The following is a 24876-nucleotide window of genomic DNA, read 5'->3' on the forward strand; positions in this document are numbered from 1 at the left end:
TGTCGTCCCTTTCTTTTTAAACATCCGAAGATATGAGAAGTGGAGGTGGCCCGGTTGCAACTGATCCTGGATAATATCCGCAAAAGCTTTGATAACAAAACAGTGCTAAAAGGCATCGACTTTACCTTTGAGCAAGGCAAAATCTACGGCTTGCTGGGGCGCAACGGAGCTGGGAAGACTTCGCTCTTCAACTGCCTGAGCGGAGAAACCCGTATGGACAGCGGGGGAGCTTTTTTACGGAGGAATGAAGTAAGCCTGCCGCTGCGGGAGGAGGAGATCGGGTATGTATTCTCCCTGCCGATCCTTCCCGAATTCCTGACAGGCTATGAATTTGTGAAGTTTTATATGGACATCAATCAGGATAAAATACAGTCTGGCAGAACCATTGACGACTATTTTGACATTATCCGGTTTGAGCAAGAGGACCGGCACCGGCTGATCAAGGGCTATTCCCACGGGATGAAGAACAAAATCCAAATGCTGTGCTTTATCATCACACGTCCGCCGCTGATCCTCCTGGATGAGCCGCTGACCTCGTTTGATGTCGTCGTTGCGCTGGAGATCAAGAAGCTGCTGCGTGAGATGAAACAGGATCATATTATTATTTTTTCGACCCATATTCTGCAGCTGGCCGCCGATCTGTGCGATGAACTGGTCATATTGAACAACGGTGTGCTTCAGGAGATTCCCGCTGATACCCTGCACAGTCCGGAATTCGAGGAACAGATTATCGCACTGCTGAAGGATGGCAGCCATGATTAGCACGCTAAATACCATAATGAAGATCCGCGGAGCCTCTGGGGCCAATCGTCTGCTGTACTATTTTGGACGGCTGCCTCTCATCGGTAAACGGATGAATGACAGCGTGTACTCCAAGGTATCCCTCAAAAAAACATTTACCATAGGAGCTCTTATCCTAAAAATTATCTGGGGGTTTTTGACCAAATTTGCCTATCTGGGGCTTGTGGTATACCTGCCTGTCCAGCTGGCCGTCAAGGAGCTGCCGCTTGCTGATCAGTACGATCTGTATCTGTATGTGCTGGTTCTGCTAAGCTTTGGGGTGGGGACTGTGTCGAATGCTGTTATTTTGGAACCGAAGCGGGATAAATATATCTGCGTCAAACTGATGAGACTGCCTGCCGATAAATACATGCATGCTGTCCTGTCCCTCAGGGCGCTGACCTTTTTTATATACTTTGTTCCCGCAATGCTGGTATTTGCCCAGATCTATGGTGCACCACTCTGGCAAGGTCTGCTGTTGTCCCTGCTGCTGTCCTTATGGCGTATAGCTGGTGAAGCGCTGCATTTGTGGATTTTTGACCGGCAGGAAATTGTTCTGGTGAAAAAAACTGGCTTCGTCTGGACTGTCATAGGTGCAGGCTATCTGCTGGCCTTTGCCCCATTGTACATGGGAAGCCCTGTGCCTGATATGGATAGCGTACTGTTTAGCCTTCCCTTGAGTCTCGCGCTTGTGGTTCTGGGGGCTGTTTCCGCTGTATATATTGCAAGGTATGCCGGCTACCGGAACGCAGTGGATGCGGTCACCAAAATAGATGATCCGCTGCTGGACATGGGAAGAATGATGAAAGAGGCAAACATGAAGCAGGTCGAGACTAAGGAGAAGGACTTTGCGGCGGAGGAGCTGCGGCCAGGCCAATTTGCGGGGAAAAGCGGCTTTGCCTACTTGAACGCGATTTTTTTCTCCCGGCATAAGCGTTTCCTGGTTCAGCCCATTCAGCGGCGGCTGGTGATCATTAGCGCACTTTCTGCTGCCGGGGTGCTTGCGCTGTTTGCCGCACCGGACACCTTCTCGAAGCTGGCCCGGTATTTAATCAGCAGTCTGCCTGTCCTGGTCATTGCCATGAATTTCACCTCTATCGGGGAACGGGTCTGCAAAGCGATGTTCTTCAACTGTGACCTGAGTCTGCTGCGGTATGGCTTTTACCGTGAACGCTCGGCGATTCTAAGCAATTTCCGCACCCGCCTGCTCCGCATCAGCGGGCTTAATCTGATTCCGGCCGCAGCCATTTGTGTTGCAGTGAATCTGCTTCTTTTCCTGTCCGGGGAGCGTTGGGGGGTCGGAGAAGCATTGTCCGTCAGTGGCGCGGTTCTGGGGTTATCGCTGTTTTTCTCAGTGCATCATTTGTTTATGTATTATATCTTCCAGCCTTACAGCACGGAGCTGAATGTGAAGAATCCCTTTTTCAGCATCGTGAACAGTATTGTTCTGGCTGCGGGTGTTGTCTGCATGCAGTTTCAGAGCACACCGGCCCGGTTTGCTATAGTGGTGGTGCTTGCGGCGGCGGCCTACATGCTGATTGCCTTGTTTTTGGTATACAGATATTCGGACAGAACCTTCCGCGTAAAATGATGTCTCCTTCCAGCCCCTTCTAAAATGGAATTCTTGATGTTATGATGGTAGCTCAAGAATAATCCACAGATGCTGCTATGTTAACGGGTTGCTTTAAAAAGAAAGGGTATTCAGAAGTAAAAGAGGTGTCGGAAGTGAGCAGCATAACAGTAGCTAAGGTACTGAACAATAACGTGATTATAGCCCAGCATCCCCAATATGCCGAGGTAGTTGTCATTGGCAAGGGCATCGGGTTCAACCGTAAAGTACGCGATCTGATCAATCTGTCCTCCGTGGAGAAGATGTTTATTCTCCGCAACCAGGAAGAGCAGGAACAATATAAGCAGCTCGTTCCCCAGGTGGACGAGAAGCTGATTGAGGTTGTGCAGGAGATTGTGCTGCATATTCTGCAGAGCAGCCGCCAGCCGCTGAATGAGCATATTCATATTGCGTTAACCGACCACATCTCATTCGCCATCCGCCGCAACGAGCAGAATATTGCCATACATAATCCGTTTCTGTACGAAACCAAAGAAATCTATCCAGAAGAGTACAGCCTGGCGGAGTATGCGGTAGGGAGGATTAACGAGGCGATGGGGGTAAGACTGCCTCCGGACGAAATTGGTTTTGTCGCCCTGCATATTGTCAGCGCACTCAGCAACCGGCATATTTCCGAGGTCAAGGAGCATTCGCTGCTGATTGGGGACTTGGTGAATCTGGTGGAGGATCATCTGGAATATCATATTCCGCGCGATTCCCTGGATTACTCCCGGCTGGTGACTCACCTGCGCTTCGTGCTGGAGCGGCTGCGCCGGGGCGAAACGGTCCGGGAAACCTCCTCGCTTGACGGGTTGATGAAACGGGAATATCCGGAGATGTATATGCTGGCCTGGAAGCTGACCAAAGTTATCGAGAAGCGGGTGCGTATTCCTGTATATGCGGCAGAGGTAAGCTACCTGACGATTCATCTGCAGCGGCTTGCCCAGAAAAAAGAGGATGAGGCGGGTATGCAGCAGCCGGATTAGCCGCTACAAAGAAGAGCCGGATGTGCTCTCCGCTAAAAAAGCGGTTTCGTATGCATTCTTATATTTGGAGCCAAGCTTCACGTTCCGGTTTTTTTTAGCTTGCATGTTCAAATAAACGGTGCTACAATGTTCCCTGGTAAAACAAAACAGAATTCAAAGCGTGTAACTGATTCGATCAGGCATGAGTGATTTACAGTATTTTGGTTGTTCAGCCCCAAGTCGGGGTAATCTAACCTTGTGTTAGAGGAACAACCTGTATGCTGTGTTGCTCATGCCTTTTTTGGCTTCTGTTTGAACGAAATAAACTAAAAAGGAAGTGAACTCCATGTTCAAAAAGTTGTTTGGCGTGCTGCAGAGGGTTGGTAAGGCGCTTATGCTGCCTGTTGCCATTCTGCCTGCCGCGGGTCTGCTTCTTGGGATTGGCAACATGCTGGTTAACCCCGACTTCCTTCAATACGTTCCGGCACTGGAAAATGATGTAGTTCAAGCCATTGCCACCGTATTGATGAATTCCGGGCAAATTGTTTTTGACAATCTGTCGCTGCTGTTCGCGGTTGGTGTGGCCATCGGTCTGGCCGGAGGCGAAGGCGTGGCCGGTCTGGCCGCCATCATCGGTTTCCTCGTTATGAACGTAACGATGGGAACGGTCGTCGGCGTGAATGCTTACGTGCTAACCTGGAAGGATTTTGCCTACTCCAGTGTGCTCGGCATTCCTACATTGCAGACTGGTGTCTTCGGCGGTATTCTGGTAGGTATTCTAGCCTCTGCAATGTATAAACGGTTTTTCCGCATAGAGCTGCCGTCCTATCTCGGTTTCTTTGCGGGTAAACGTTTCGTGCCGATTATGACCGCAGTAACCTCACTGTTGCTAGGTCTCCTGCTTACACTGGTCTGGCCGCCGATTCAGCACGGCCTGAACTATGTATCGCAGAGTATGATCAACACGAACCTGACGCTGTCGGCGTTCATCTTTGGGGTCATCGAGCGTTCACTGATTCCCTTTGGCCTGCATCACATCTTCTATTCGCCATTCTGGTATGAATTTGGAAGCTATGTGGATAAAGCGGGCGAGCTGATTCGCGGGGACCAGCGGATCTTCATGCAGCAGCTCCGTGATGGTGTTGATTTTACAGCGGGTACCTTTACAACCGGTAAATATCCATTCATGATGTTCGGTCTGCCGGCTGCGGCGCTGGCGATCTATCATGAAGCCAGACCCGAGAACAAACGGGTGGTCGGCAGCTTGATGATCTCTGCGGCCCTGACTTCTTTCCTGACCGGGATTACCGAGCCGCTGGAATTCTCGTTCCTGTTCGTGGCCCCGCTGCTGTTCGCAGTACATGCCGTATTCGCAGGCCTGTCGTTCATGACCATGCACATTCTGAATGTCAAAATCGGGATGACCTTCTCCGGCGGGTTCATCGACTATATGCTCTTCGGGGTTATCCCAAACCGTACAGCATGGTGGCTGGTTATCCCGGTAGGGCTTGTGCTTGCGGTCATCTACTACTTCGGATTCCGCTTCGTAATCCGGAAGTTCAACCTTAGAACACCGGGGCGTGAAGATCCGGCCGATGATGTTGAAGAGACTAACACAGAGAATGTATCCAGGAGCGGCGACGATCTGCCGCGCAACATCTTGTCCGCACTCGGCGGCAAAGAAAACATTACCCACCTCGATGCTTGTATTACACGCCTTCGTGTAGAGGTTAAAGATAAAGCCGGTGTTGACAAGAACCGCCTGAAGAAGCTGGGCGCATCCGGTGTGCTTGAAGTCGGCAACAACGTGCAGGCGATCTTCGGAACCCGGTCCGATACGATCAAATCGCAGATCCAGGATGTCATGGACGGCAGAACGCCTGCCGCTGCACCTGCCGCAGCCGCTCCGCAGCCTGACCTTGAGAAGCAGGCAGGTGAAGAAGGCGCGGCCATTATCCCTGAAGATATCGTGTCTCCGGTCAACGGGGAACTGCTCGATATCACTCAGGTTCCGGATGCAGTCTTCTCACAGAAGATGACCGGTGACGGGTTTGCATTCCTGTCGGATGACGGCAAGATTGCCTCGCCGGTATACGGCAAAGTGTTCAACGTCTTCCCGAGCAAGCATGCGGTCGGCATTATGTCGGATGGCGGCAAGGAAGTGCTGGTTCATATCGGCGTCAACACGGTTAAGCTCAAAGGGAAGGGCTTTACGGTCCTGGTTGAAGAAGGCGATCTGGTTGCCGCAGGACAGCCGATTATGGAGGTTGATCTGGAGTACGTCAAGGCAAATGCGCCTTCCGTAATCTCACCAGTGATTTTCTCCAATCTGCCCGAAGGTTCCACGGTGACTTTGAAGAAGCCGGGTAAAGTGGTTACCGGCGACAAAGATATCATCAGCATCCAGTAAAATGTGCAATGGCGCAGCGCTTCCTTTATAATCAAAGGGAGCGCGGCCTTCACCATATAATACAAAACCTATATGAACAGAAAGCGAGTTGGATATTATCATGCAAAAAACATTCAGAATTATTGACGAAGACGGAATCCACGCACGCCCGGCAACAGCGCTGGTAAATACAGCAACTAAATTTAAAGGCACAGAAGCTTTTGCAGAAGCTAAAGGTAAAAAAGTCACACTTAAATCCATTCTCGGCGTATTGTCTTTGGGTCTTGAAGCCGGCGACACGTTGACTCTGATTACAGAAGGCAGTGAAGAAGCTGAAGCGCTAAGCGCTCTTCAGGAAGTTATGGTTAAAGAAGGGCTGGGAGAACTGCATGAGTAAAATTTCAGGAATCGCGGCTTCAGCAGGCATTGCCGTAGCCCGTGCCTTTATCCTGGAACATCCGGACTATACCATTACAAAAACGGCTGCCGCCGACGTGGAAGCAGAGGTTGCTAAACTGACAGACGCGCTGGAGAAATCCAAAGCCGAGCTGCAGAGCATCAAGGAGCGCACACTCGCTGAGCTGGGGGAGAAGAAAGCGGAGATTTTTGAATCCCATCTGCTGATTCTGGATGATCCCGAGCTGATCAGCCCGGTAATGGACAAAATCCGCGAGGAAATGGTTAATGCGGACTACGCCTTAAATGAAGTGGCCACACAATTTATTGAAATGTTCGAAAATATGAAAAGTGCTTACCTGCAGGAACGTGCAGCTGATATGCGTGATGTGACCAAACGCGTGCTGAACCACCTGCTCGGTATTCATTATGTCAGTCCTGCCGAGATCAGCGAGGAAGTCATCGTGATCGCACAGGATTTGACGCCTTCCGATACAGCACAGCTGAACCGCAACTTCGTCAAGGGCTTCACTACGAATATCGGCGGACGCACTTCACACTCGGCCATCATGGCCCGGTCCCTGGAAATCCCGGCGGTTGTCGGCACCAAGAATGTACTGTCTGAAGTCAAGGCAGGAGATTTGGTAATTGTCGACGGCCTGAACGGTGATGTGCTGATCAATCCGAGCGATGCCGAAGTGGCCGAGTACAAAGCCAAGCAAGCCGCTTATGATCTGCAAATCGCTGAGTGGAAAAAGCTCCGCGACGAGCCGACGGTATCGGCAGACGGCAAGCATGTGGAGCTGGCGGCCAACATCGGCACACCTAACGATGTGAACGGTGTGATCGATAACGGCGGCGAAGGAGTGGGCCTGTACCGCACCGAGTTCCTGTACATGGGCCGCGACAAGCTGCCTTCGGAGGAAATCCAGTACAACGCTTACCGCACCGTACTGGAGAACATGAAGGGCAAGCCGGTTGTGGTGCGCACGCTGGATATCGGCGGCGACAAGGAGCTGCCTTACCTGGATCTGCCGAAGGAAATGAACCCGTTCCTCGGTTTCCGGGCAATCCGCCTCTGTCTGGACCGTCAGGATATTTTCCGCACCCAGCTTCGTGCCTTGCTCAGAGCAAGCGCCCACGGTGATCTGCGGATTATGTTCCCGATGATCGCCACGCTTGGCGAATTCCGTGCAGCCCGTGATTTGCTGCTGGAAGAGAAGGCCAAGCTGCGTGAAGAAGGCAAGGAAGTATCGGACAACATTCAGTTGGGTATCATGGTGGAGATTCCTTCCACAGCTGTCCTGGCTGACCAGTTCGCCAAAGAAGTAGATTTCTTCAGTATCGGAACCAATGACCTTATCCAATATACAATGGCTGCTGACCGTATGAATGAACGGGTATCGTACCTGTATCAGCCATACAACCCGGCCATTCTGCGCCTGGTCAAAATTGTGATTGACGCCGCCCATTCGCAAGGCAAATGGACGGGAATGTGCGGTGAAATGGCTGGCGACAGCACAGCTATTCCGCTGCTGCTTGGCCTTGGCCTTGATGAATTCAGCATGAGCGCCACTTCCATCCTGCCGGCACGCAGCCAGATCTCCAAGCTGTCTGCTGCAGAGATGAAGGAAATGGCTGCTAAGGCGCTGCAGCTCGGCACCGCCGAGGAAGTTGCTGCCCTGGTGCAGAGCAGTGTCAAATAATTACGGCTTCAGGAATTACTCCGTTTGACCGCAAGTCACTTTTCCAACTACTCTATGCCGGCCTCCTTTGGGAGGCCGGTTTTTTTTGCAGTCTAACATCAATTTACAGTAGCTATCCAAACCATAGAAGGTTATACTTCCGGTAGACTAGCTGTTTTCGCTGGATAAGCTTAAGCGGGAGGCCATAGCAGCCGATATAGGATTGTAGACAGCAGAATAGGTTCTTGGACCCAAACTTGTGAACATAGTGTTACATATAATAAGTTGAGCCAAGTACGTAATGGTTGGAATGGAACAAGATCCTCAAGGCCCTGCTTGCAAAGCCGTGCAAGTATTATTGCTCATCCATGCGGAAAGAGTTGGATAATAATAGCGGAAAATTTGTTTTCCGGCAGCTATGCGGAGAACATGGGATGGTGATTAAGATGAACAGTAATTATATAAATACAGAAAAAGAAATAGAAATCTATACGGGCAAAGATCTGGGTTTGACCTATACTGCCGAGTACAGCCTGTTCAAGGTATGGGTACCCACAGCATTTACAGTGTCGCTGGTGCTGTATCAGACCGGCGGGAACAATAGAGAAAGCGCGGTTTCCGGTGATAGGGACAGCGGCCGGATCGTGAATATGCAGCGCCAGGAGGGAGGAATCTGGACAGCCCGTCTCCCGGAGGATCTGAAGGGCATGTATTACATGTATCGTGCCGTATTTGAAGACGGCACGCTTAATGAAGCTGCCGATCCTTATGCCAAGGCGGTGTCGGCAAACGGTGTGCGTTCGGCCATTGTGGACCTGCAGGATACCGACCCCGAAGGCTGGGACCGGGATGTGTCCCCGGCTTTGCCTCATCCTGCCGATGCTGTGATTTATGAGCTGCATGTGCGGGACTTCTCGTCTGCTGCCGATTCAGGCATGCGGCATAAGGGCAAATTCAAGGCTTTTACTGAATTCGGGCTGAAGGATTCCGCAGGGCATGCCATTGGTGTAGATCATTTGGCTGACCTGGGCATCACGCATGTGCATCTGATGCCGGTAGCTGATTTTCAGACCGTAAACGAACTTGGAACGATTGTTGAACCGTCTGCTGAGCCTCATTTCAGCGAATATAACTGGGGATATGATCCGCAGCACTATAACGTGCCGGAGGGGTCTTACAGCACCAATCCGGCTGATCCGGGCACCCGTATCCGCGAAATGAAGGAAATGGTGCAGGCCCTGCACAGCAAGGGGATAGCCGTGATTATGGATGTCGTATACAATCATACCTATTCTGTGGAAAAAGGGCCTTTTCAGCCGTTGGTGCCGGATTATTTCTACCGGCATGATTATGCTGGCCGGCTCTCCGACGGCTCCGGCGTGGGCAATGAGCTGGCCACGGAACGTCCAATGGTCCGCAAATATATCAAGGATTCTTTGGCCTACTGGGCTTCCGAATATCACATCGACGGTTTCCGTTTTGATCTTATGGGTCTGATGGACAGTGTAACCATGCGTGAAATTACGGAAGAGCTGCGGCTTGCGGTTAAACCTGATCTTCTGCTCTATGGTGAACCGTGGACCGGAGGCGACTCTCCGCTAGCCACCAAAACGCTTAAGGGTGTGCAGAAGGGCAAGGGATATGCCGTCTTCAATGACCATTTCCGTTCTGCGATCAAAGGCGACAGCGACGGCTGGGGCAAAGGCTTTGCAACCGGAGAGTATGGCAAGGAAGGTGCAGTTGCATCCGGAATCAAGGGAGCCATTCATGAATTCACCGACTCCCCGGTGGAGGCGGTGAATTATGTCACCGCCCACGACAATTTGAATTTGTGGGATAAAGTGCTTGCGGTGCAAGGTTTGCGCCAAGCAGCAAGGCTGCCGGAGCTGGAAAACGGGCGGCTGAAGTACGGGGGTTCTGTGGAAGCGGCGGTTGCCGCAGCCGATCCATACATTGGGATTGATCCGGATGACATTCTCGGCAATGAAACGGTGCGCCGGACACTGCTGGCGAACGGGATGATCCTGACCTCACAGGGGATTCCTTTTCTGCAGGCCGGTGATGAGCTTCTGCGCAGCAAATACGGTGACCACAACAGCTACCGCAGTCCCGACGCGGTTAACGCCATCCGCTGGGAGAACAAAAGGAAGTTTCTCCCCGTTTTTGAATACTACAAAGGGTTGATTACGCTGCGCAGGGAGCATCCGGCCTTCCGGCTGCATGGACGCCAGGAGATTGAGCGGTCTCTGGAGTTCCTTCGCTGTGACGGTGGAGTAGTAGCTTATGTACTGAAGAATAACGCAGGCGGTGACGCCTGGAATAATATCGTGGTGATTTTTAATGCCAATCCCGGACCCGTCAGCCAAAGGCTTCCTGAAACGGACAGCTGCTGGAATATTGTTGTTGACCATACTGCTGCCGGGGCCGATGCCTTCCGCAGTGTCCAGGACCCGGAGGTACAGCTTGAAGGCTTGTCCATGATGGTACTCTACGATAAATACGGCCAGCCCGAGCCAAGGTCCAAGATGATCGAAATCCGTTATGAACGACCGGATGGCGATTACCGGGGCTGGAATCTATGGGTATGGGGTACAGGCATTCAGGATGGACAGCATGATTTCCGGCAGATGGAAGACGGTTATGCGGTGGCGCGGATCGAAGTGCTCCCGGAGACTTCTTCGGTAGGCTACATTCTCAGACTGAATGACTGGGAAGAAAAAGACGGCGCCGGAGACCGTTTCATCGACTGTTCCGGCAGCAGGGAACGGGTTAAAGTGACGATCCGTGACCGTGAACAGGAGAACAGCGGCGATAAGAATGATCCGCTGCAGATGACCAGTTAGCAAACTAATTAAGGAGCTGCTCTGTTCGGCTTCCCTCTTAGAGGGTTGCCGGCAGAACAGCTCCTTTTTCTAATAATTTAGGGCTCCCTCACGCAAAGTACTGAGCCGACTTAAGTTAAGGCCCACTATGAAGGGAATTTTATTTAGGCTGGTCCTTATATTCTTCATCCACAAGCTCACTGTAGAGATTGGCTTCGTTGCCGCCGTGTTTCTTGGAGCGGTACATCGCCAGATCGGCGGCGCGAAGAAGCTCATTGATGCTGCTGCCGTGCTGCGGATACAGCGCGACCCCGATGCTGGCTGATGTATGGAAGCTGGAGCCTTTGTTGATCGACCAGGACTTATTGAAAAGCTGCAGCAGCCGGTCCAGGATTTCATCCAGCATCTCGGGACTGGTAAAGCGGTGAAGCACGACGGCGAATTCATCCCCTCCGATCCGGAAGGCCTGGCCGGAACCCTTCACGGTCTGCTGCAGCTCCCGTGAGAGCAGCTGCAGGAATTCATCCCCGGCAAGATGGCCGAGGGTGTCATTGAGCTGCTTGAACCGGTCGCAATCGAGCAGGGCAAGCGCAATTTCCTGCTTACGTTCCTCCGGCTGGCTGATCAGATTCTCCATGTACATTTTGAAATGGGCTCTGTTGGGGATGGCGGTGAGATGATCATAGAAGGCCAGCTTATGCAGGCGTTCTTCGTATTGCTTCCGCTCGGTGATCTCGCGGGATACCAGCATGAACTGCGCAGGAACAGCACCACCCCCCTTAATGGGGGTAACCTTGGTTTCCAGCCATACCCAGTGGCCATCCGCTGCACGCATGCGCAGCTCTGAAATCCGGGGCGTGGACTGGACTACACTTTTGAGCTTCGCCCAGGTGAATTCCGCTTCACGGATATAATTGGAGAGCGGAGTCCCCCTGCCGGGAAGATAGCCTAGCAAGCTGGAATGGGAGGGGGAAGCATACATAATCTGTCCGTCTGAGTCGGTCAAAATAATAAAGTCGGACATCGTCTCTCCGATTAACTGATACAGCGACTTCTCCTCAAGCATTTCGTTCTGGAGGTCAATCAGCTTGCGGCAAAGATAGATAATGATAAGTACCAGTAAGAATAGGAAGAGTGAATACAGCGCAAACAGTGAGCTTTTTTGGTCCCGGAAATCCTGTGTAACCTGACGGGCGTAACCGTCAATTAACTGCTCGGACTTATCGAGAGGATCCCGCACATTTTGCAGAAGGATATTGGCATCCGGGGCAGAGTAGGATTCGGGCTTCCAGCCGCTCCGGGCCAGCTGAGTCATAAGATTCGTGCCTGTATCCTTCCAGATTTGAAAGGGGGCATCCATTCCGTCCAGTACCTCCCTCAGCTCGGTTAGCAGCAGTTCGCTCTGCTTCATTCCGCTGAACGGGTTCTTCACGGAGTTAATGTTATCGCGGGCCATACGGAGACGCTGTTCCGCCTGGGCATTGTTCTCTTGGAAATCCTGGGACAATTGACTGTACTCCCCGCTGGCCAGATTTCCGTTCATCGCCGTATGGAAGGCCAGGGATGCCTGATACAGGTCACGGTCGGCGTTCAGGATAAGCTGGGAATTCTGATAGACATCGCTATATAAGGAGTCGGACAATTTGTTCATCGTATGATTCAGATATAAAAGGGAAGCAATACTGATGCCGACCAGCAGAACGGAGATAGCGGTGAATAAAAGGATTAATCTGCGTGTGTTTTTGATCTCGGGAAAACCTGCCACTTCATCCACCCCCTGCAATAACAATTAAGTGTTCTCTATTGCTGTGTACATGAACACGCGAAGTATATCCATATTGGGGACCAATTGCTGTGTGCAGGGCATTGAAGAGATAACGATCCAAGCGAGTCATACAGAGCTGGAAAAGGAGGAGGTGGCAGAAATGGGATCTCCCGGTATGATCGAAGTTTCTTCTCATCAGTATATAGGAAGCACTCATGCAGGGCAATTGTCTGGAAAATAATGGATACTACGTAATAATCTTAGAGACTTCCGCTGTCTCGGATCAAGAATAGGTCTTATGTATAACCTGCTACCTTATGAGTATTTTCCAACCCTTGAGTCCTATTACCCAACTTTGCTGCAAACGATACCCTCCCCGGAATAATCCGCAGATATCGGTCCCGGGTTGCCTAGGCATATGGCAGCAGTCTGGATAGAAATAAACCGCAAGCCCCAGGAAAAAGCAGCTTGCGGTTCAATTGGCTGCAGGAATTCAAAAGGTATAGTTGCCGGCTGCCCGGCAGATACTGAGTCCCAAGCCGCCACTAAAAAAAGATAAAGGTTAGACTAAAGTTGGCCCACTTGCCAAAGTGGCTGATTTTGCATATAATAAATGGACATATCTTCTTAAACAGAAGATGCCATTGATTTAGCAGCATCCAAATGAAATGCAGTGATGGAGAAGAGTACGCAGTGCCTGGCTTACAGGGAGGAGACGCCGCAGATTGAGAGCGTTTCTAGGAGAGCAGAGCTGCCGAAGTTCACTCCGGAGCAGTTCCCTGAATTTTTTTCCACTCCTAATGGAAGGAAAGCGTAGGGGAAACCGGCCGCAGACCGTTATTTCTGCTAAAGTGAGACAGGTCTCTGTCATGCCATTAGGGGAATCGATTTCTCTTGAGGGGTGCGGCTCAGGACGGTCTAACAAGGGTGGTACCACGGTCTTTTCGTCCCTTACCGGGAGGAAAGGCCTTTTTTTGTTGGAAATATAAGAATTTATAGGCTTCGCGCTATAAGTTATCCTTATATTTCTCGCTGAAACGGATACCGTCCCTAAAAGGGCGGTGTAGCCGTTTACACTTGATAACACCATGATAAGGGGGCAGTACACGGCCATGAAAGAGAAGCTTGAAGCATTGAAGGTCGAAGCATTGGCGAAACTGCAGGAAGTTACCGATCCGCAGGTTCTGAATGATTTACGCGTGAAGTATCTGGGCAAAAAAGGTGAACTTACAGAGGTCCTGCGCGGTATGGGCGGACTCAGCGCAGAGGAGCGCCCGGTGATCGGCCAGGTGGCCAATCTGGTGCGGGGCGCCATTGAGGAGATTATTGGTGCAAAGCAGGAGGCCTTCCAGCAGCAGGAGACGCTAAACCGCCTGAACGCGGAGAAGGTAGACGTTACCCTGCCGGGCCGCAGGCTGCCGCAAGGAGGCATACACCCTATAAGCCGGGTAGTGCAGGAGATTGAGGATATTTTCATCGGCATGGGCTATCGGGTGGCGGAAGGCCCTGAAGTCGAAACGGATTACTACAACTTTGAAGCACTCAACCTGCCGAAGAACCATCCGGCCCGCGATATGCAGGATTCCTTCTATTTGACAGAAGACATCCTGATGCGCACACAGACCTCGCCGGTGCAGATCCGCACCATGCAGGCGATGAAGGGGGAGACGCCGGTCAAAATCATCTGTCCGGGCAAGGTGTTCCGCCGCGATGACGACGATGCGACCCACTCCTTCCAGTTCCACCAGATCGAAGGGCTTGTAATCGGCCCCAACATCCGCATGAGCGATCTGAAGGGCACGCTGCAGCAGTTTGTGCAGGAAATGTTCGGACCGAACACGGGCATCCGCCTGCGTCCCAGCTTCTTCCCGTTCACCGAACCTAGTGTTGAGGTGGACGTGAGCTGCTTCAAATGCGGCGGCCATGGCTGCCGTCTCTGCAAGCAGAGCGGCTGGCTGGAAATCCTCGGCGCCGGCATGGTTCACCCGAACGTGCTGGAAATAGGCGGCTATGATCCTGCCGAGTACAGCGGCTTCGCTTTCGGTATGGGCGCGGAGCGGATTGCGATGCTGAAATACGGCATTGATGACATCCGCTATTTCTACACGAATGATATGGCTTTTGTGAAACAGTTCAAGGGGATTTAGATTTTTGGCGGGTGTGCGTGGGGGAGCGGGACTGGATACTGCAAGCCCGATGGATGACGGCTGTTCTAATTAAATGACTGTAATCAAAGGGCCGGAGGGGAATTTTGGAACTGTAGGAGCGATAGCGACCGCCTTTGTCACCGGATTTCCACCGCCAACAGCGGGTTAAATCGAGAAATCTGGGGACAACAGCGGCCGGAAGTCCAAACATTCTCTGCAGGAACACTGCCATACAGGAATTTCTATAGGACGAAGTTGGCACCACGGCTTGTTCTATCCCTCTTTTTCGCTCGCCAAGCACAGACGGCACGTAGATAAATACATCTGATACAAAAAGGAAGTGTGCGAACATGAAAGTATCAACCTCCTGGCTCACGGATTACATCTCGCTTGAGGGCGTGACCGCACTTGAGCTGGCAGACCGGATCACCACCGCCGGCATCGAGATCGACGGTGTGGAGCCCCGCAATAAAGGCCTTTCCGGCATTGTTGTCGGCTATGTGAAATCGAAAGAAAAGCACCCTGACGCCGACAAGCTGAATGTGTGCATCGTGGACGCCGGACAAGGCGAGGATCTGCAGATTGTCTGCGGAGCCAAGAATGTAGCCGCAGGCCAAAAGGTTCCGGTTGCCCTGGTGGGCGCCAAGCTGCCGGGCCTGGATATCAAGAAGGCCAAGCTTCGCGGTGTATTGTCGCAGGGCATGATCTGCTCCGCAAAGGAGCTGGGCCTTAATGACAAGCTGCTCCCTAAGGAACTGCAGGAGGGCATTCTGGTTCTGCCCGAGAACACAGAAATCGGCCAGGATATTCTGAAGGTGCTGGGTCTGAACGATGAAATCCTGGATTTCGATCTGACCCCGAACCGTTCCGACTGTCTCAGCATGATCGGGGCGGCTTATGAAGTGAGTGCGATTCTGGGCCGTGACCTCAAGCTGCCAGACCCGGCAGCGGACTTGGTGGAGGCAGGCGGTTTGGCTTCCGGCTCCATCTCGGTCAAGATAGAGAATGAAGAGTACTGCAAGCATTACGCAGTTCGCTACATTTCCGGGGTGAAGCCTGCCCCGTCACCGCTCTGGATTCAGAACCGCCTCATGGCGGCGGGTGTGCGTCCAATCAACAACATCGTGGACATTACCAACTATGTGATGCTGGAGTATGGACAGCCGCTGCATGCATTCGACGGCGACAAAGTGGAAGGCGGTGTGCTGGGTGTGCGGTTTGCCCGCGAAGGCGAGCTGCTGACCACACTTGACGGACAGGAACGCAAGCTGGAGCCGCAGATGCTGGTTATTGCTGATGGTGCCAAGGCTGTGGCCCTGGCCGGAGTCATGGGCGGCCTGGAGACAGAAGTTACGGCGGATACCGTGAACATTGTTCTGGAATCTGCCAAGTTCGACGGAGGAACCGTCCGTAAAACCTCGCGCCAGCTGGGTCTGCGCTCTGAAGCTTCCCTTCGCTTCGAGAAGGAAGTTGATCCGGATGCCGTGATCCCCGCATTGAACCGTGCCGCTGCCCTGATTGCCCGTTATGCCGGAGGCACTGTGCATGAAGGTATAGTGCAGGCCGGAAACGGAACGGTGGATGAGAAGGTGCTGACTTTATCCCTGGAGAAGCTGAACCGTTATCTTGGTACAGACCTGTCGCTGCTGGAAGTGAAAACTTTGTTCAGCCGTCTGCATTTCAAGTGCGGTGATGCGGATCAAGGGCTCGTAGAGGTGCAGGTGCCGGCAAGACGCGGTGATATCAGCTATGATGTTGATCTGATCGAAGAAGTCGCCCGTTTATACGGCTATGACAATATTCCTACAACCCTGATTGAGGGTGTGACTACACCGGGAGCCTTGACCAGACGGCAGTTTCAGCGCCGTGAATTGCGGCGCCTGCTGGCAGACGGGGGCTACCAGGAGGTTATGGGGTATTCCTTCATTCAGCCGGAACAGAGTAAATTATTCCCGGCCCTTGCCGATGGTCTTCTATCTGTGAAGCTGGCGATGCCGATGAGCGAGGAGCGCAGCGTTCTGCGCACCAGTCTGATTCCCCAGCTGCTGGACATTGCCCGCTACAATACGAACCGCCGCCAAAGTGATCTGGCGCTGTTCGAGATCGGGAATGTCTTCTTCACGGACGAAGAGCAGCTGACCCGCCAGCCGCGTGAACAGGCGGTGCTGGGCCTCCTGCTGAGCGGCAGCCGGGCAGCCAAGCAATGGAATGTGGAAGAGCAGCCTGTGGATTTCTTCGACCTCAAGGGTGCGCTGGAAACTGTGTTTAACTATCTGGGCCTTGCGGACCGCGTGAGCTATGAAGGCGATGCGCCGGAGAATTACCACCCGGGCCGCTCTGCCTCCATCTATTTGCAGGGCACTGAAGGGCGTGTGAAGCTGGGAACCCTCGGCCAGCTCCATCCGGAACTGCAGCGTGGGCTGGACCTGGAAGATACCTACGTGGCCGAGCTGCTGCTTCAGCCGCTCTACAGCGCCGCCCGCACCAGTCTGCAGTACACTGAACTGCAGCGCTTCCCGGGAATGGAGCGGGATATCGCTGTTGTGGTGGATTCCGCAGTGCCTGCCGGGCACCTGCTGGCTTCCATCCGTGAGAACGGCGGAACTCTGCTGCAGAACGTTCAGGTATTTGATGTGTACACAGGCGGCAAGATGGAGAGCGGCAAGAAAAGCATAGCCATTTCGCTGCTGTACCGTCATACCGACCATACACTGACCGACGAAGAGGTTGTAGAGGTGCATGACAAGGTTGTTTCCGCGCTTCAGCAAACTTTTGGCGCAGAATTAAGAAAGTAGCAGGAATTGTGCAAAGCCGCAGCGAATCCATTTACAAACGGAATTCGCTGCGGCTTTTTCTCACTTTTTTTTGAGCTGCGGCGGTTACCGGAAATCTATGAAATCAGCGCCTTTTGGCAAAAGAGAATGAATCACGCTACAATAGGAGCAGAGAGACCAGCTTAGAATCCGCACACATACAAAGGAGGGCACAACTGTGGCTATGGACCGGACTCGTGTCGCCGTGGAGATATATGGAACTTCTTATAAACTTGTCGGAAGCAGCACTGAATATATGAAACAGGTTGCCCGTTATGTAGACGAGCATATGCGGGCCATTTCCAAATCACATACCAGACTGGATACCCCGCGGATTGCAGTGCTTGCTGCCGTACATATGGCGGAACAGGCTATTCAGGTACAGGACTTTAAGAACGAGCTGAACATGCTGACCGGAGAGCGCACGGAGCTGCGTGTAGAAGTTGCACGTCTTACGGAGGCCCAGAAGGAACGGCAGGAAGAATATGAACGGCTGGAAGCGGCAGCCCGAGAGGAAGCATCCCGTCTGGCCGCTGAAGCCGAAGAGGAGCGCAGGCGGCACCTGGAGATTCAGGAGCAGGAACGGAAGCTTCACGCTGAGGCACTGCTGGAAGCGGAGAGGGCAGCGGCTGCGGCCCGTGAGCAGCTGGCTGAAGAGCTGAAGGCGCGTGAAGCGGAGCTGAAATCGCTCAGAGAGCGTTATGAGCGGGAGCAGGCAGCGGGGCGTGAGAGCCACCGGCAGGAGCTGGCTGCAACTGAGGCGGCCCGTCTGCAGCAGCTTGAAGAGCTGAAAGCTGCACATCTGCAGGAACTGGAGCAGCTGCGTGAAACGCTGGACAAGGAAAAAGCAGAGTCGCTGTCCCGGCTTGAGCAGGAACTTGCCCAGACCCGCGAGTCTCTTGGAGGGGAGATTGTGGAGATCCGCTCATCGCTCAGCAAGGAACTGGCGGATACCAAGTCCACGCTTGAGAAGGAGCTTGCGGAGGAGCACGAGGCGCGGCAGAAGGAGCTTGCCAAGAACAAGGAGCTGCGGCAGTCGCAGGGCACGCAGGAGCATCGCCATAAGCAGCAGCTCCAGGAGATGGAGAAGCAGCTTGGCGAGCTGCGCGGCGGCACCGGACAGCTGCAATCCAGGCTGCGTGCGGCTGAAGCTGGTCTTAAGAGCGAGCGCGAGGGCCGTTTGACGCTGCTGGCCCAGTACGAAGCCGTGCTGAAGCGGGAAGAGCAGCTGACGGAAGAGCTTCGTGCTGCTGCCGAGCAGGGAGCGCTGCAGCAGGAAGAGCTTGAGGCCCTGCGCCAGCGTTATGAGGCTGTGCAGCAGGAGGCTGACGGGCTTAAGGAATCGCTGCAGGAAACCGCAGAGAGCCTGAGCCGGGTAAAGGCTGAGCTGCACTCTGCCAATGAGCTTGGAGATCTTCTTAGCGATGAGCTGGAGGAATTGCGCCAGCGCCATGACAGGAAGCAGGAGGAAGCTGCTGTGCTTCACCAATCATTGGAAGAAACCAAGAGCAGCCTGCATCAGCTGGAAGGTGAGCTCACCCAGGCCGCTTCGGAAGCAGCAACCTGGCAGGAGCTGGCCGGTAAGCACATGGAGGATATCGGAGAACTGGAAATGAAGCTGCTGGAAGCGGAGGAAAAGTCTTCGGCGCTGCAGAAGGAGATTGAGACGCTGCGCGGACAGGCGGACGGCATGGTCCAGCAGCTTGACCGTGAATCCGGCCTGCGGGCTGAAGCGGAAGCCGAGAGCCGGCAGTATCGGGCGGAGGCGGAAGCCGCCCGCAAGGAGCTGGCTGCACTGCGCGGCCGTTACGAAGAGCTTATCGCACAGTATGACGAGGTGCTGCAGGATGGCGAGCAGCTGAAGGAAAGATATGAGCTGCTCGAGGCGGAAGGCGAAGAAACGGCCCGCCGCCTGGAAGAGCTGTACGAGGCTGGGCGTGAAGCTGCCGCTGCGGCGGCAGAGCAGCAGGAGGCGCTGCGGGAAACCCGCGAGATCGAAGCTTCCTGGAAGCGGAAATACGAGGAACTCCTGCAGAGCCAGCAGGAGTGGAGCGAGACGGAAGCGCAGCTCCGCGAGGAAATCGAGATTTGGGAGCAGGAAGCCAGCAAGGCGGAAGCGGAAGCCGAATCCATGAACCGGGAGCACACTCAGGTGCAGCAGCAGCTTGACGAGATCGGCGAGAGCTATGAGCTGGTTCAGGGCCAGCTGCGCCTGATGCAGGCGCAGTCTGAGATGCGGCAGGGCGAGCTGGAGAAGCTGTCCCAGGAGCACCAGAGCCTGCAGGCGGAATATGCCAAGCTGCAGCGTGAATATAATGAATGGATTCAACTGATCGAACAGGACAGTTGAATGGCGGACGCATGAGAGAAGGGCCCCAGGCAGTTCCTACTGCCTGGGGCCCGCCTTATTTGTTCTTTTTTTTGAAATTACTGGTTGCCTGCATCTATGAAAATAATGTGCATAAGGTTGCGGGTAAGTAGACGTACGTGAATTGGCGGCGCATTTGGGTGGAAAATCAGCCAGCTTCGATAGCCCTTTTCCAACTCAAGCTGTCGATTCAACAGGTGGAACAACCGCTGGTTGGAAAAAGGGAACTTATTTCCCCTCCAAATCAACAAATGAGGGATTTAGGTGGAGAAAGGGAACCTAATGGGGCAATTGTACTCCTTCAGGAACGAGATGAGCTGAAATAGTGAACCTTTTTCCACTTAAGCTGCGGAGATCGGTGTGCTGGGGCAAATTAGTGATCCTTTTTCCACTTGGAATGGCCGCCTGACTCATGAAGACTCTCTATGCCGTTGCCCTACTCGACAATTACCTTGGCGCTCATGCCGCTGTGGCCTGAGCCGCACATGATCGCACAGGTCATTTCGAACGTTCCGGCTTCCTCTGGAACTATGACGCGCGAGGACTCTTTTCCGTCCAGCCGCAGGTCCAGCTCCGGAACAAGGATGCCATGATTGCCGCTTTCATTTTTAAACACAATATTGACGGGAACCCCTTTTTTCAAATGATATTCGTTTTGATCGAAGCTGTAATTGGTTGCCGAAATAATGAGTTCCTCTTCTGCGGTGATGCCGGCAGCGGCTGCTCCATCCTCGTTGTTTGCAGTGCCGGTGTTATTGCCTGTCCCGCCGCAAGCCGCAAGAATAAGCAGGAAACCGACGGACAGCAGCATGGCAAATCTTCGGATCATCTTCATCCTCCTCCTGGAATCATATTGAGCCTTGCGTGACCCTAGCATAACTTAATTTGCCTAAGAAGTCTTGGGAAATTGAAGGAGGTTTTTCTGCTGTCGAAGAGACTCCAAAGTTTGTCGAAATATGCAAAAATATGATGCAAAATTCATTAAAATTCATTATAATTAGTGCTATATATTACTAGGCTAAGAAGTAGGGGATCCATATTAATATCGCCGAATATTCGCTGAATACAGACAAATGGCACCGTAAAATATTGACCGGTTACTGGATCGTAGTGTTTTGCATGCTGGTGGCACAGCTTCTGTTTGTTATGTCGAATCATGTCATTGAGATCGAATCTATCCTGCTTCCCAGTAAAGGACACTTGTTCATCGGCTGCAATCTGATGATTGTTATAGCCATGATCACGGCCGAAATGTGGCTGCGGTCGACCTCGCAGTATCATAAGCAGGCGGTTGTGGGATGCGGATTTGTGGTTTCTTATCTGATGTATTTTGTGCTTGAGCCATTTGTCGACGGTGCGCAGATGACTCTTATGATGCCTATAATGATTTCCCTTGTCTACTTTGACCAGCGGCTGCTTTATGCGCTGGGAGCCTTCAGCCTGCTGTTTTATGCCGCCATCTATTTGGGGCTGGAGCAGAGGCTGCTGGACAAGCCGCTGCTGGAGTTTTTGATGATGGAATGTGTGTTTATTGTGTTCGTTGTAATGGCCCAGGCGGTCATTATCCGTGCCCGTGAGGTGCGCGAGCATCTGGAGCAGCTGACCAAGTCCGAGCAGGGGCTGATGGTGGAGCGGGCGATTTCCGACAAGCTCCTGAAGATTGACGCGCTGACCGGACTGTACAACCATAAGACCTTTCATGAATATCTGGTTTCGCTGCTGGAGCAGTGTGAGAGCAATGGTCTAAGGTTACAGCTCGCATTATTCGATATCGATAACTTCAAGCGGGTGAATGATACCTACGGCCACTGGGTTGGCGACCTTGTTCTGAAGGAGGTTGCAGCCAAGGTAGGCGGATTGATTGGATTAAATGATTTTGCGGCCAGATATGGCGGGGAGGAATTTGCGGTTATTTTTACGGATAAAAGTGTTCACGATGCCTATGCCGCTGCCGAGGAACTTCGTCTGAACATTGCGGCCATGGAGCATCCCTATGCCGGGGGGAAGCCGATTACCGTCAGCATCGGGTTATGTGACTACCAGCTCGGGGACGGCAAGGAGAAGCTGTTCCGCAAAACGGACCATGCCTTGTATGCCGCCAAACATTCCGGAAAGAATGCCGTAGTTACTGCGTCCACCCACGAAGATGACAATATTCTCTCCTATGCCTAAAAGAATACAACAAACCCCCTAATTCCGTTAAATTCCGGAGCAGGGGGTTTTGTGTCTGCAAATGCTGTGCAGTTGCTTTTATTTCCCGGCTTCAAACGGCGTGGATACCGGCAGGAACAAGTCGATAATCCCAATGACCAGTGCTGCCAGAAGTGCTCCCAGAACGGTGACGCTGACACCGCTCACGATGAACTGGGCAATCCAAATGACCAGGGCGCTGACAAGGAAGCCAACGATGCCCCGGCCGAAGGGCGTTGTTTTTTTGCCGAAGATGCCCTCAATCACCCAGCCGAGAAGTGCAATGACCAGGGCGAGAATAAGCGCGCTCCAGAAACCGCCAACCGTAAACTGGGGAACAATCCAGCCAACCACCATCAGCACAATCGCTGCCACGATAAAACGGATCACATGACCTAAAAATCTCACTGAACTAACCTCCTTTGGCCTTCGCATAAGGATATGTGCAGTTGTTATTGTGGCCTGCGGCAAAATTTCTATTCCCTGAAAACATACCCAAATAGCGAAACCCGGCTGAATTAGGTATAATGTAACCATCTATGAAGGGAGCTGTGACTGTAATTGGACGACAAGATTTTGCATACGCTTGAATATCGCAAGATTTTAAATAAATTGACGCAATATACGCAGACCCCGATGGGGCGGCTGGAGGCGGAAAGCCTGAAGCCATCCGGTGATTTTGAAGGCGTGAAAAAGCTGCTGCAGGCTACGGATGAGGCGGCGAACGTCGACCGGCTGAAAGGCATCCCTTCCTTTGGCGGCGTAACGGACATCAAGATGGCCCTGAAGCGGGCTTCCATTGGAGGGCTGCTGGGGACCAGCGAGCTGCTGTCCGTGGGGAATACGATCGGCGGCGCGCGCAGGGTCAAGCGGTTTTTGGCGGCGATGCATGAAGATGAGAATATCCCGCTTCTGTTCGCGCAGAGCGATCTGCTGTCGGAGCAGAAGCATGTGGAGGATGCCATCCGCGCCTGCATTGACGAGAACGCTGAGGTGCTGGACACGGCAAGCCCTGAGCTGGCGGCCATCCGCCGCGAGCTGCGCGGAGGCGAGACGCGTATCCGGGAGAAGCTGGATTCCATGATCCGTTCTTCCTCTGTAGCCAAAATGCTGCAGGACCAGCTTGTGACCATTCGCGGTGACCGCTTCGTCATTCCGGTCAAGGCGGAATACCGCGCCCATTTCGGCGGGATTGTCCATGACCAGTCGGGTTCAGGTGCCACACTCTTTATTGAGCCGGAATCGATTGTGGCCATGAACAACAAGCTCCGCGAGACCCGGCTGCGCGAGGAGCGGGAGATTGAAATCATCCTGCACCGGTTAACCGCGCTTGTTGGCGACATTGCCGAGGAAATGGCTTATGATGTGGATATCCTGGGCGAGCTTGACTTCATCTTCGCCAAAGCACGTCTGGCCCGTGACATGAAGGCGACCCAGCCGCGGATGAATGACCGGGGATACCTCAAGCTGCGCAAAGGACGGCATCCGCTGATTCCGGCGGAGCAGGTCGTGCCGCTGGATGTGGAGCTTGGCAACCAGTACAGCTCCATCATCGTAACCGGACCGAATACGGGCGGGAAGACGGTCACGCTGAAGACCATTGGCCTGCTGAGCCTGATGTCGATGTCGGGATTGTTCATCCCGGCGGAAGAAGGCAGCCAGATGTGTGTATTTGACGCGATTTATGCCGATATTGGCGATGAACAGAGTATCGAGCAGAGCCTCAGTACCTTTTCCAGCCATATGACTAATATTATCTCCATTCTGCACAGAATGACTCCGAAGAGTCTGATTCTCCTGGATGAGGTAGGCGCAGGAACCGATCCCGCTGAAGGCTCCGCTCTGGCGATTGCGATTCTGGAGAATATTCACCGGACGGAGTGCCGGATGGTGGCCACCACCCATTACAGTGAGCTGAAAGCCTATGCTTATGAACGCAAAGGCGTCATCAATGCCAGCATGGAATTTGATGTACAGACTCTAAGTCCCACCTACCGGCTGCTGATCGGTGTGCCGGGACGAAGCAATGCATTTGCTATTGCTGAGCGTCTGGGCCTGCCGAATGCGATACTGGAACACGCGCGCGGAGAGGTCAAGGAAGAGGACCTGCGCGTCGAGCACATGATTGCCTCGCTGGAAGAAAACCGCCTGGGTGCGGAGAACGAGCGTGAACGTGCCGAAGTGATCCGCCGTGAAGCGGAGGAATTCCGCAAGCGGCAGCAGCTGGAGCTGGAGAAGCTGGAGAGCCAGCGTGACAAGCGGCTGGAGAAGGCCGAGAAGGATGCCAGCGCGATTCTTGACAAGGCGCGCAAGGAAGCGGAGCAGATTATCAGCGACCTGCGCCGCCTGGCTCTGGAGGAAGGGGCTTCCGTCAAAGAGCATAAACTGATTGAAGCGCGCCGCCGGCTGGATGAAGCGGAGCCCGCACCCCGCAAGAAGACTGTGGCCCGCAGCAGCGTCAAGGCGCCGCGGAAGATTCAGCCCGGCGATGAGGTGAAGGTGCAGAATGTGAACCAGAAAGGCTATGTTGTGGAGCTTAGCGGTCCCAAAGAAGCCATTGTGCAGTTTGGCATTATGAAGATGAAGGTCAATCTGGAGGATTTGGAATTTCTGGCCTCCGCACCGGATTCACCGCCTCCTGCACTCCGCCGGGCAACTACGGTAAAACGCACCCGTGATGAGAATATCCGCAGTGAGCTGGACCTGCGCGGGACGAATCTGGAGGAAGCCATAATGGAAACAGACCGCTTCATTGACGAGGCTTTTCTGGGCAATTTGGGGCAAATCTCCATCATTCACGGCAAGGGGACCGGAGTGCTGCGCACCGGGATTCAGGAATATCTGCGCAAGCATAAGCATGTAAAGAGCTACCGGCTCGGGAATTATAATGAAGGCGGCGCGGGAGTCACCGTGGCTGAACTGCAATAGCGGCTGGAGTCCAGCAGAA

15 protein-coding genes are annotated in these 24876 nt (G+C 53.2%); 12 read left to right on the plus strand and 3 right to left on the minus strand.

Annotated features, from left to right (window positions below):
• Positions 1-45 precede the first annotated feature (45 nt).
• The 7 genes from PGRAT_RS09140 (at position 46) to pulA (ending at position 10667) form a co-directional block, all read left to right on the plus strand.
• Positions 46-762, plus strand: a complete 717-nt coding sequence (locus PGRAT_RS09140) for an ABC transporter ATP-binding protein (RefSeq protein ID WP_233182405.1) — start codon at positions 46-48, stop codon at positions 760-762.
• On the plus strand, positions 755-2371 hold the full coding sequence (locus PGRAT_RS09145; protein ID WP_025705771.1) for a hypothetical protein: 1617 nt from the start codon (positions 755-757) through the stop codon (positions 2369-2371). The genes PGRAT_RS09140 and PGRAT_RS09145 overlap by 8 nt, the downstream gene beginning before the upstream one ends.
• A 134-nt stretch (positions 2372-2505) precedes the next feature.
• Positions 2506-3375, plus strand: a complete 870-nt coding sequence (glcT, locus tag PGRAT_RS09150) for a glucose PTS transporter transcription antiterminator GlcT (RefSeq protein ID WP_025705770.1) — start codon at positions 2506-2508, stop codon at positions 3373-3375.
• 325 nt (positions 3376-3700) lie between these two features.
• On the plus strand, positions 3701-5764 hold the full coding sequence (ptsG, locus tag PGRAT_RS09155; RefSeq protein ID WP_025705769.1) for a glucose-specific PTS transporter subunit IIBC: 2064 nt from the start codon (positions 3701-3703) through the stop codon (positions 5762-5764).
• A 100-nt stretch (positions 5765-5864) separates the two neighbouring features.
• Positions 5865-6140 (plus strand): HPr family phosphocarrier protein, encoded by a 276-nt coding sequence (locus PGRAT_RS09160; RefSeq protein ID WP_025705768.1) that lies wholly within the window; start codon positions 5865-5867, stop codon positions 6138-6140.
• On the plus strand, positions 6133-7845 hold the full coding sequence (gene ptsP / locus PGRAT_RS09165; protein WP_025705767.1) for a phosphoenolpyruvate--protein phosphotransferase: 1713 nt from the start codon (positions 6133-6135) through the stop codon (positions 7843-7845). The genes PGRAT_RS09160 and ptsP overlap by 8 nt, the downstream gene beginning before the upstream one ends.
• 425 nt (positions 7846-8270) lie before the next feature.
• Positions 8271-10667, plus strand: a complete 2397-nt coding sequence (gene pulA, locus PGRAT_RS09170; RefSeq protein ID WP_042267946.1) for a type I pullulanase — start codon at positions 8271-8273, stop codon at positions 10665-10667.
• A 139-nt stretch (positions 10668-10806) separates the two neighbouring features.
• Here pulA and PGRAT_RS31530 read toward each other — a convergent pair whose 3' ends face one another.
• A complete protein-coding gene (locus PGRAT_RS31530) occupies positions 10807-12411 on the minus strand; it encodes a diguanylate cyclase domain-containing protein (RefSeq protein ID WP_025707096.1) in 1605 nt (534 codons plus the stop codon).
• Between the two features lie 1112 nt (positions 12412-13523).
• On the opposite strand from PGRAT_RS31530, the gene pheS reads away from it, so the two are divergent.
• The 3 genes from pheS to PGRAT_RS31535 all read left to right on the plus strand — a co-directional run bounded on the left by pheS (position 13524) and on the right by PGRAT_RS31535 (position 19721).
• Positions 13524-14558, plus strand: coding sequence for a phenylalanine--tRNA ligase subunit alpha (pheS, locus tag PGRAT_RS09180; protein WP_025707095.1), 1035 nt, complete (start codon positions 13524-13526; stop codon positions 14556-14558).
• 350 nt (positions 14559-14908) lie between these two features.
• Entirely contained in the window at positions 14909-17353 is a 2445-nt protein-coding gene (gene pheT / locus PGRAT_RS09185) for a phenylalanine--tRNA ligase subunit beta (RefSeq protein ID WP_042266442.1), read from the plus strand.
• 196 nt (positions 17354-17549) lie between these two features.
• Positions 17550-19721 (plus strand): cell division protein ZapA, encoded by a 2172-nt coding sequence (locus PGRAT_RS31535; RefSeq protein ID WP_052415705.1) that lies wholly within the window; start codon positions 17550-17552, stop codon positions 19719-19721.
• A gap of 454 nt (positions 19722-20175) precedes the next feature.
• On the opposite strand, the gene PGRAT_RS09200 is transcribed toward PGRAT_RS31535, so the two are convergent.
• Entirely contained in the window at positions 20176-20568 is a 393-nt protein-coding gene (locus PGRAT_RS09200; RefSeq protein WP_025707225.1) for a cupredoxin domain-containing protein, read from the minus strand.
• A gap of 290 nt (positions 20569-20858) precedes the next feature.
• On the opposite strand from PGRAT_RS09200, the gene PGRAT_RS09205 reads away from it, so the two are divergent.
• Positions 20859-21911, plus strand: a complete 1053-nt coding sequence (locus tag PGRAT_RS09205) for a GGDEF domain-containing protein (protein ID WP_025707224.1) — start codon at positions 20859-20861, stop codon at positions 21909-21911.
• Positions 21912-21989: 78 nt separating this feature from the next.
• Here PGRAT_RS09205 and PGRAT_RS09210 read toward each other — a convergent pair whose 3' ends face one another.
• Complete coding sequence (locus PGRAT_RS09210) at positions 21990-22337, minus strand: phage holin family protein (RefSeq protein WP_025707223.1); 348 nt, start codon at positions 22335-22337, stop codon at positions 21990-21992.
• A gap of 153 nt (positions 22338-22490) precedes the next feature.
• Here PGRAT_RS09210 and PGRAT_RS09215 point away from each other — a divergent pair, with 153 nt between their 5' ends.
• Entirely contained in the window at positions 22491-24857 is a 2367-nt protein-coding gene (locus tag PGRAT_RS09215) for an endonuclease MutS2 (protein ID WP_042266446.1), read from the plus strand.
• The last annotated feature ends 19 nt before the right edge of the window (positions 24858-24876 follow it).

This window comes from Paenibacillus graminis (assembly GCF_000758705.1).
In the GTDB taxonomy this organism is placed as follows: domain Bacteria; phylum Bacillota; class Bacilli; order Paenibacillales; family Paenibacillaceae; genus Paenibacillus_AQ; species Paenibacillus_AQ graminis.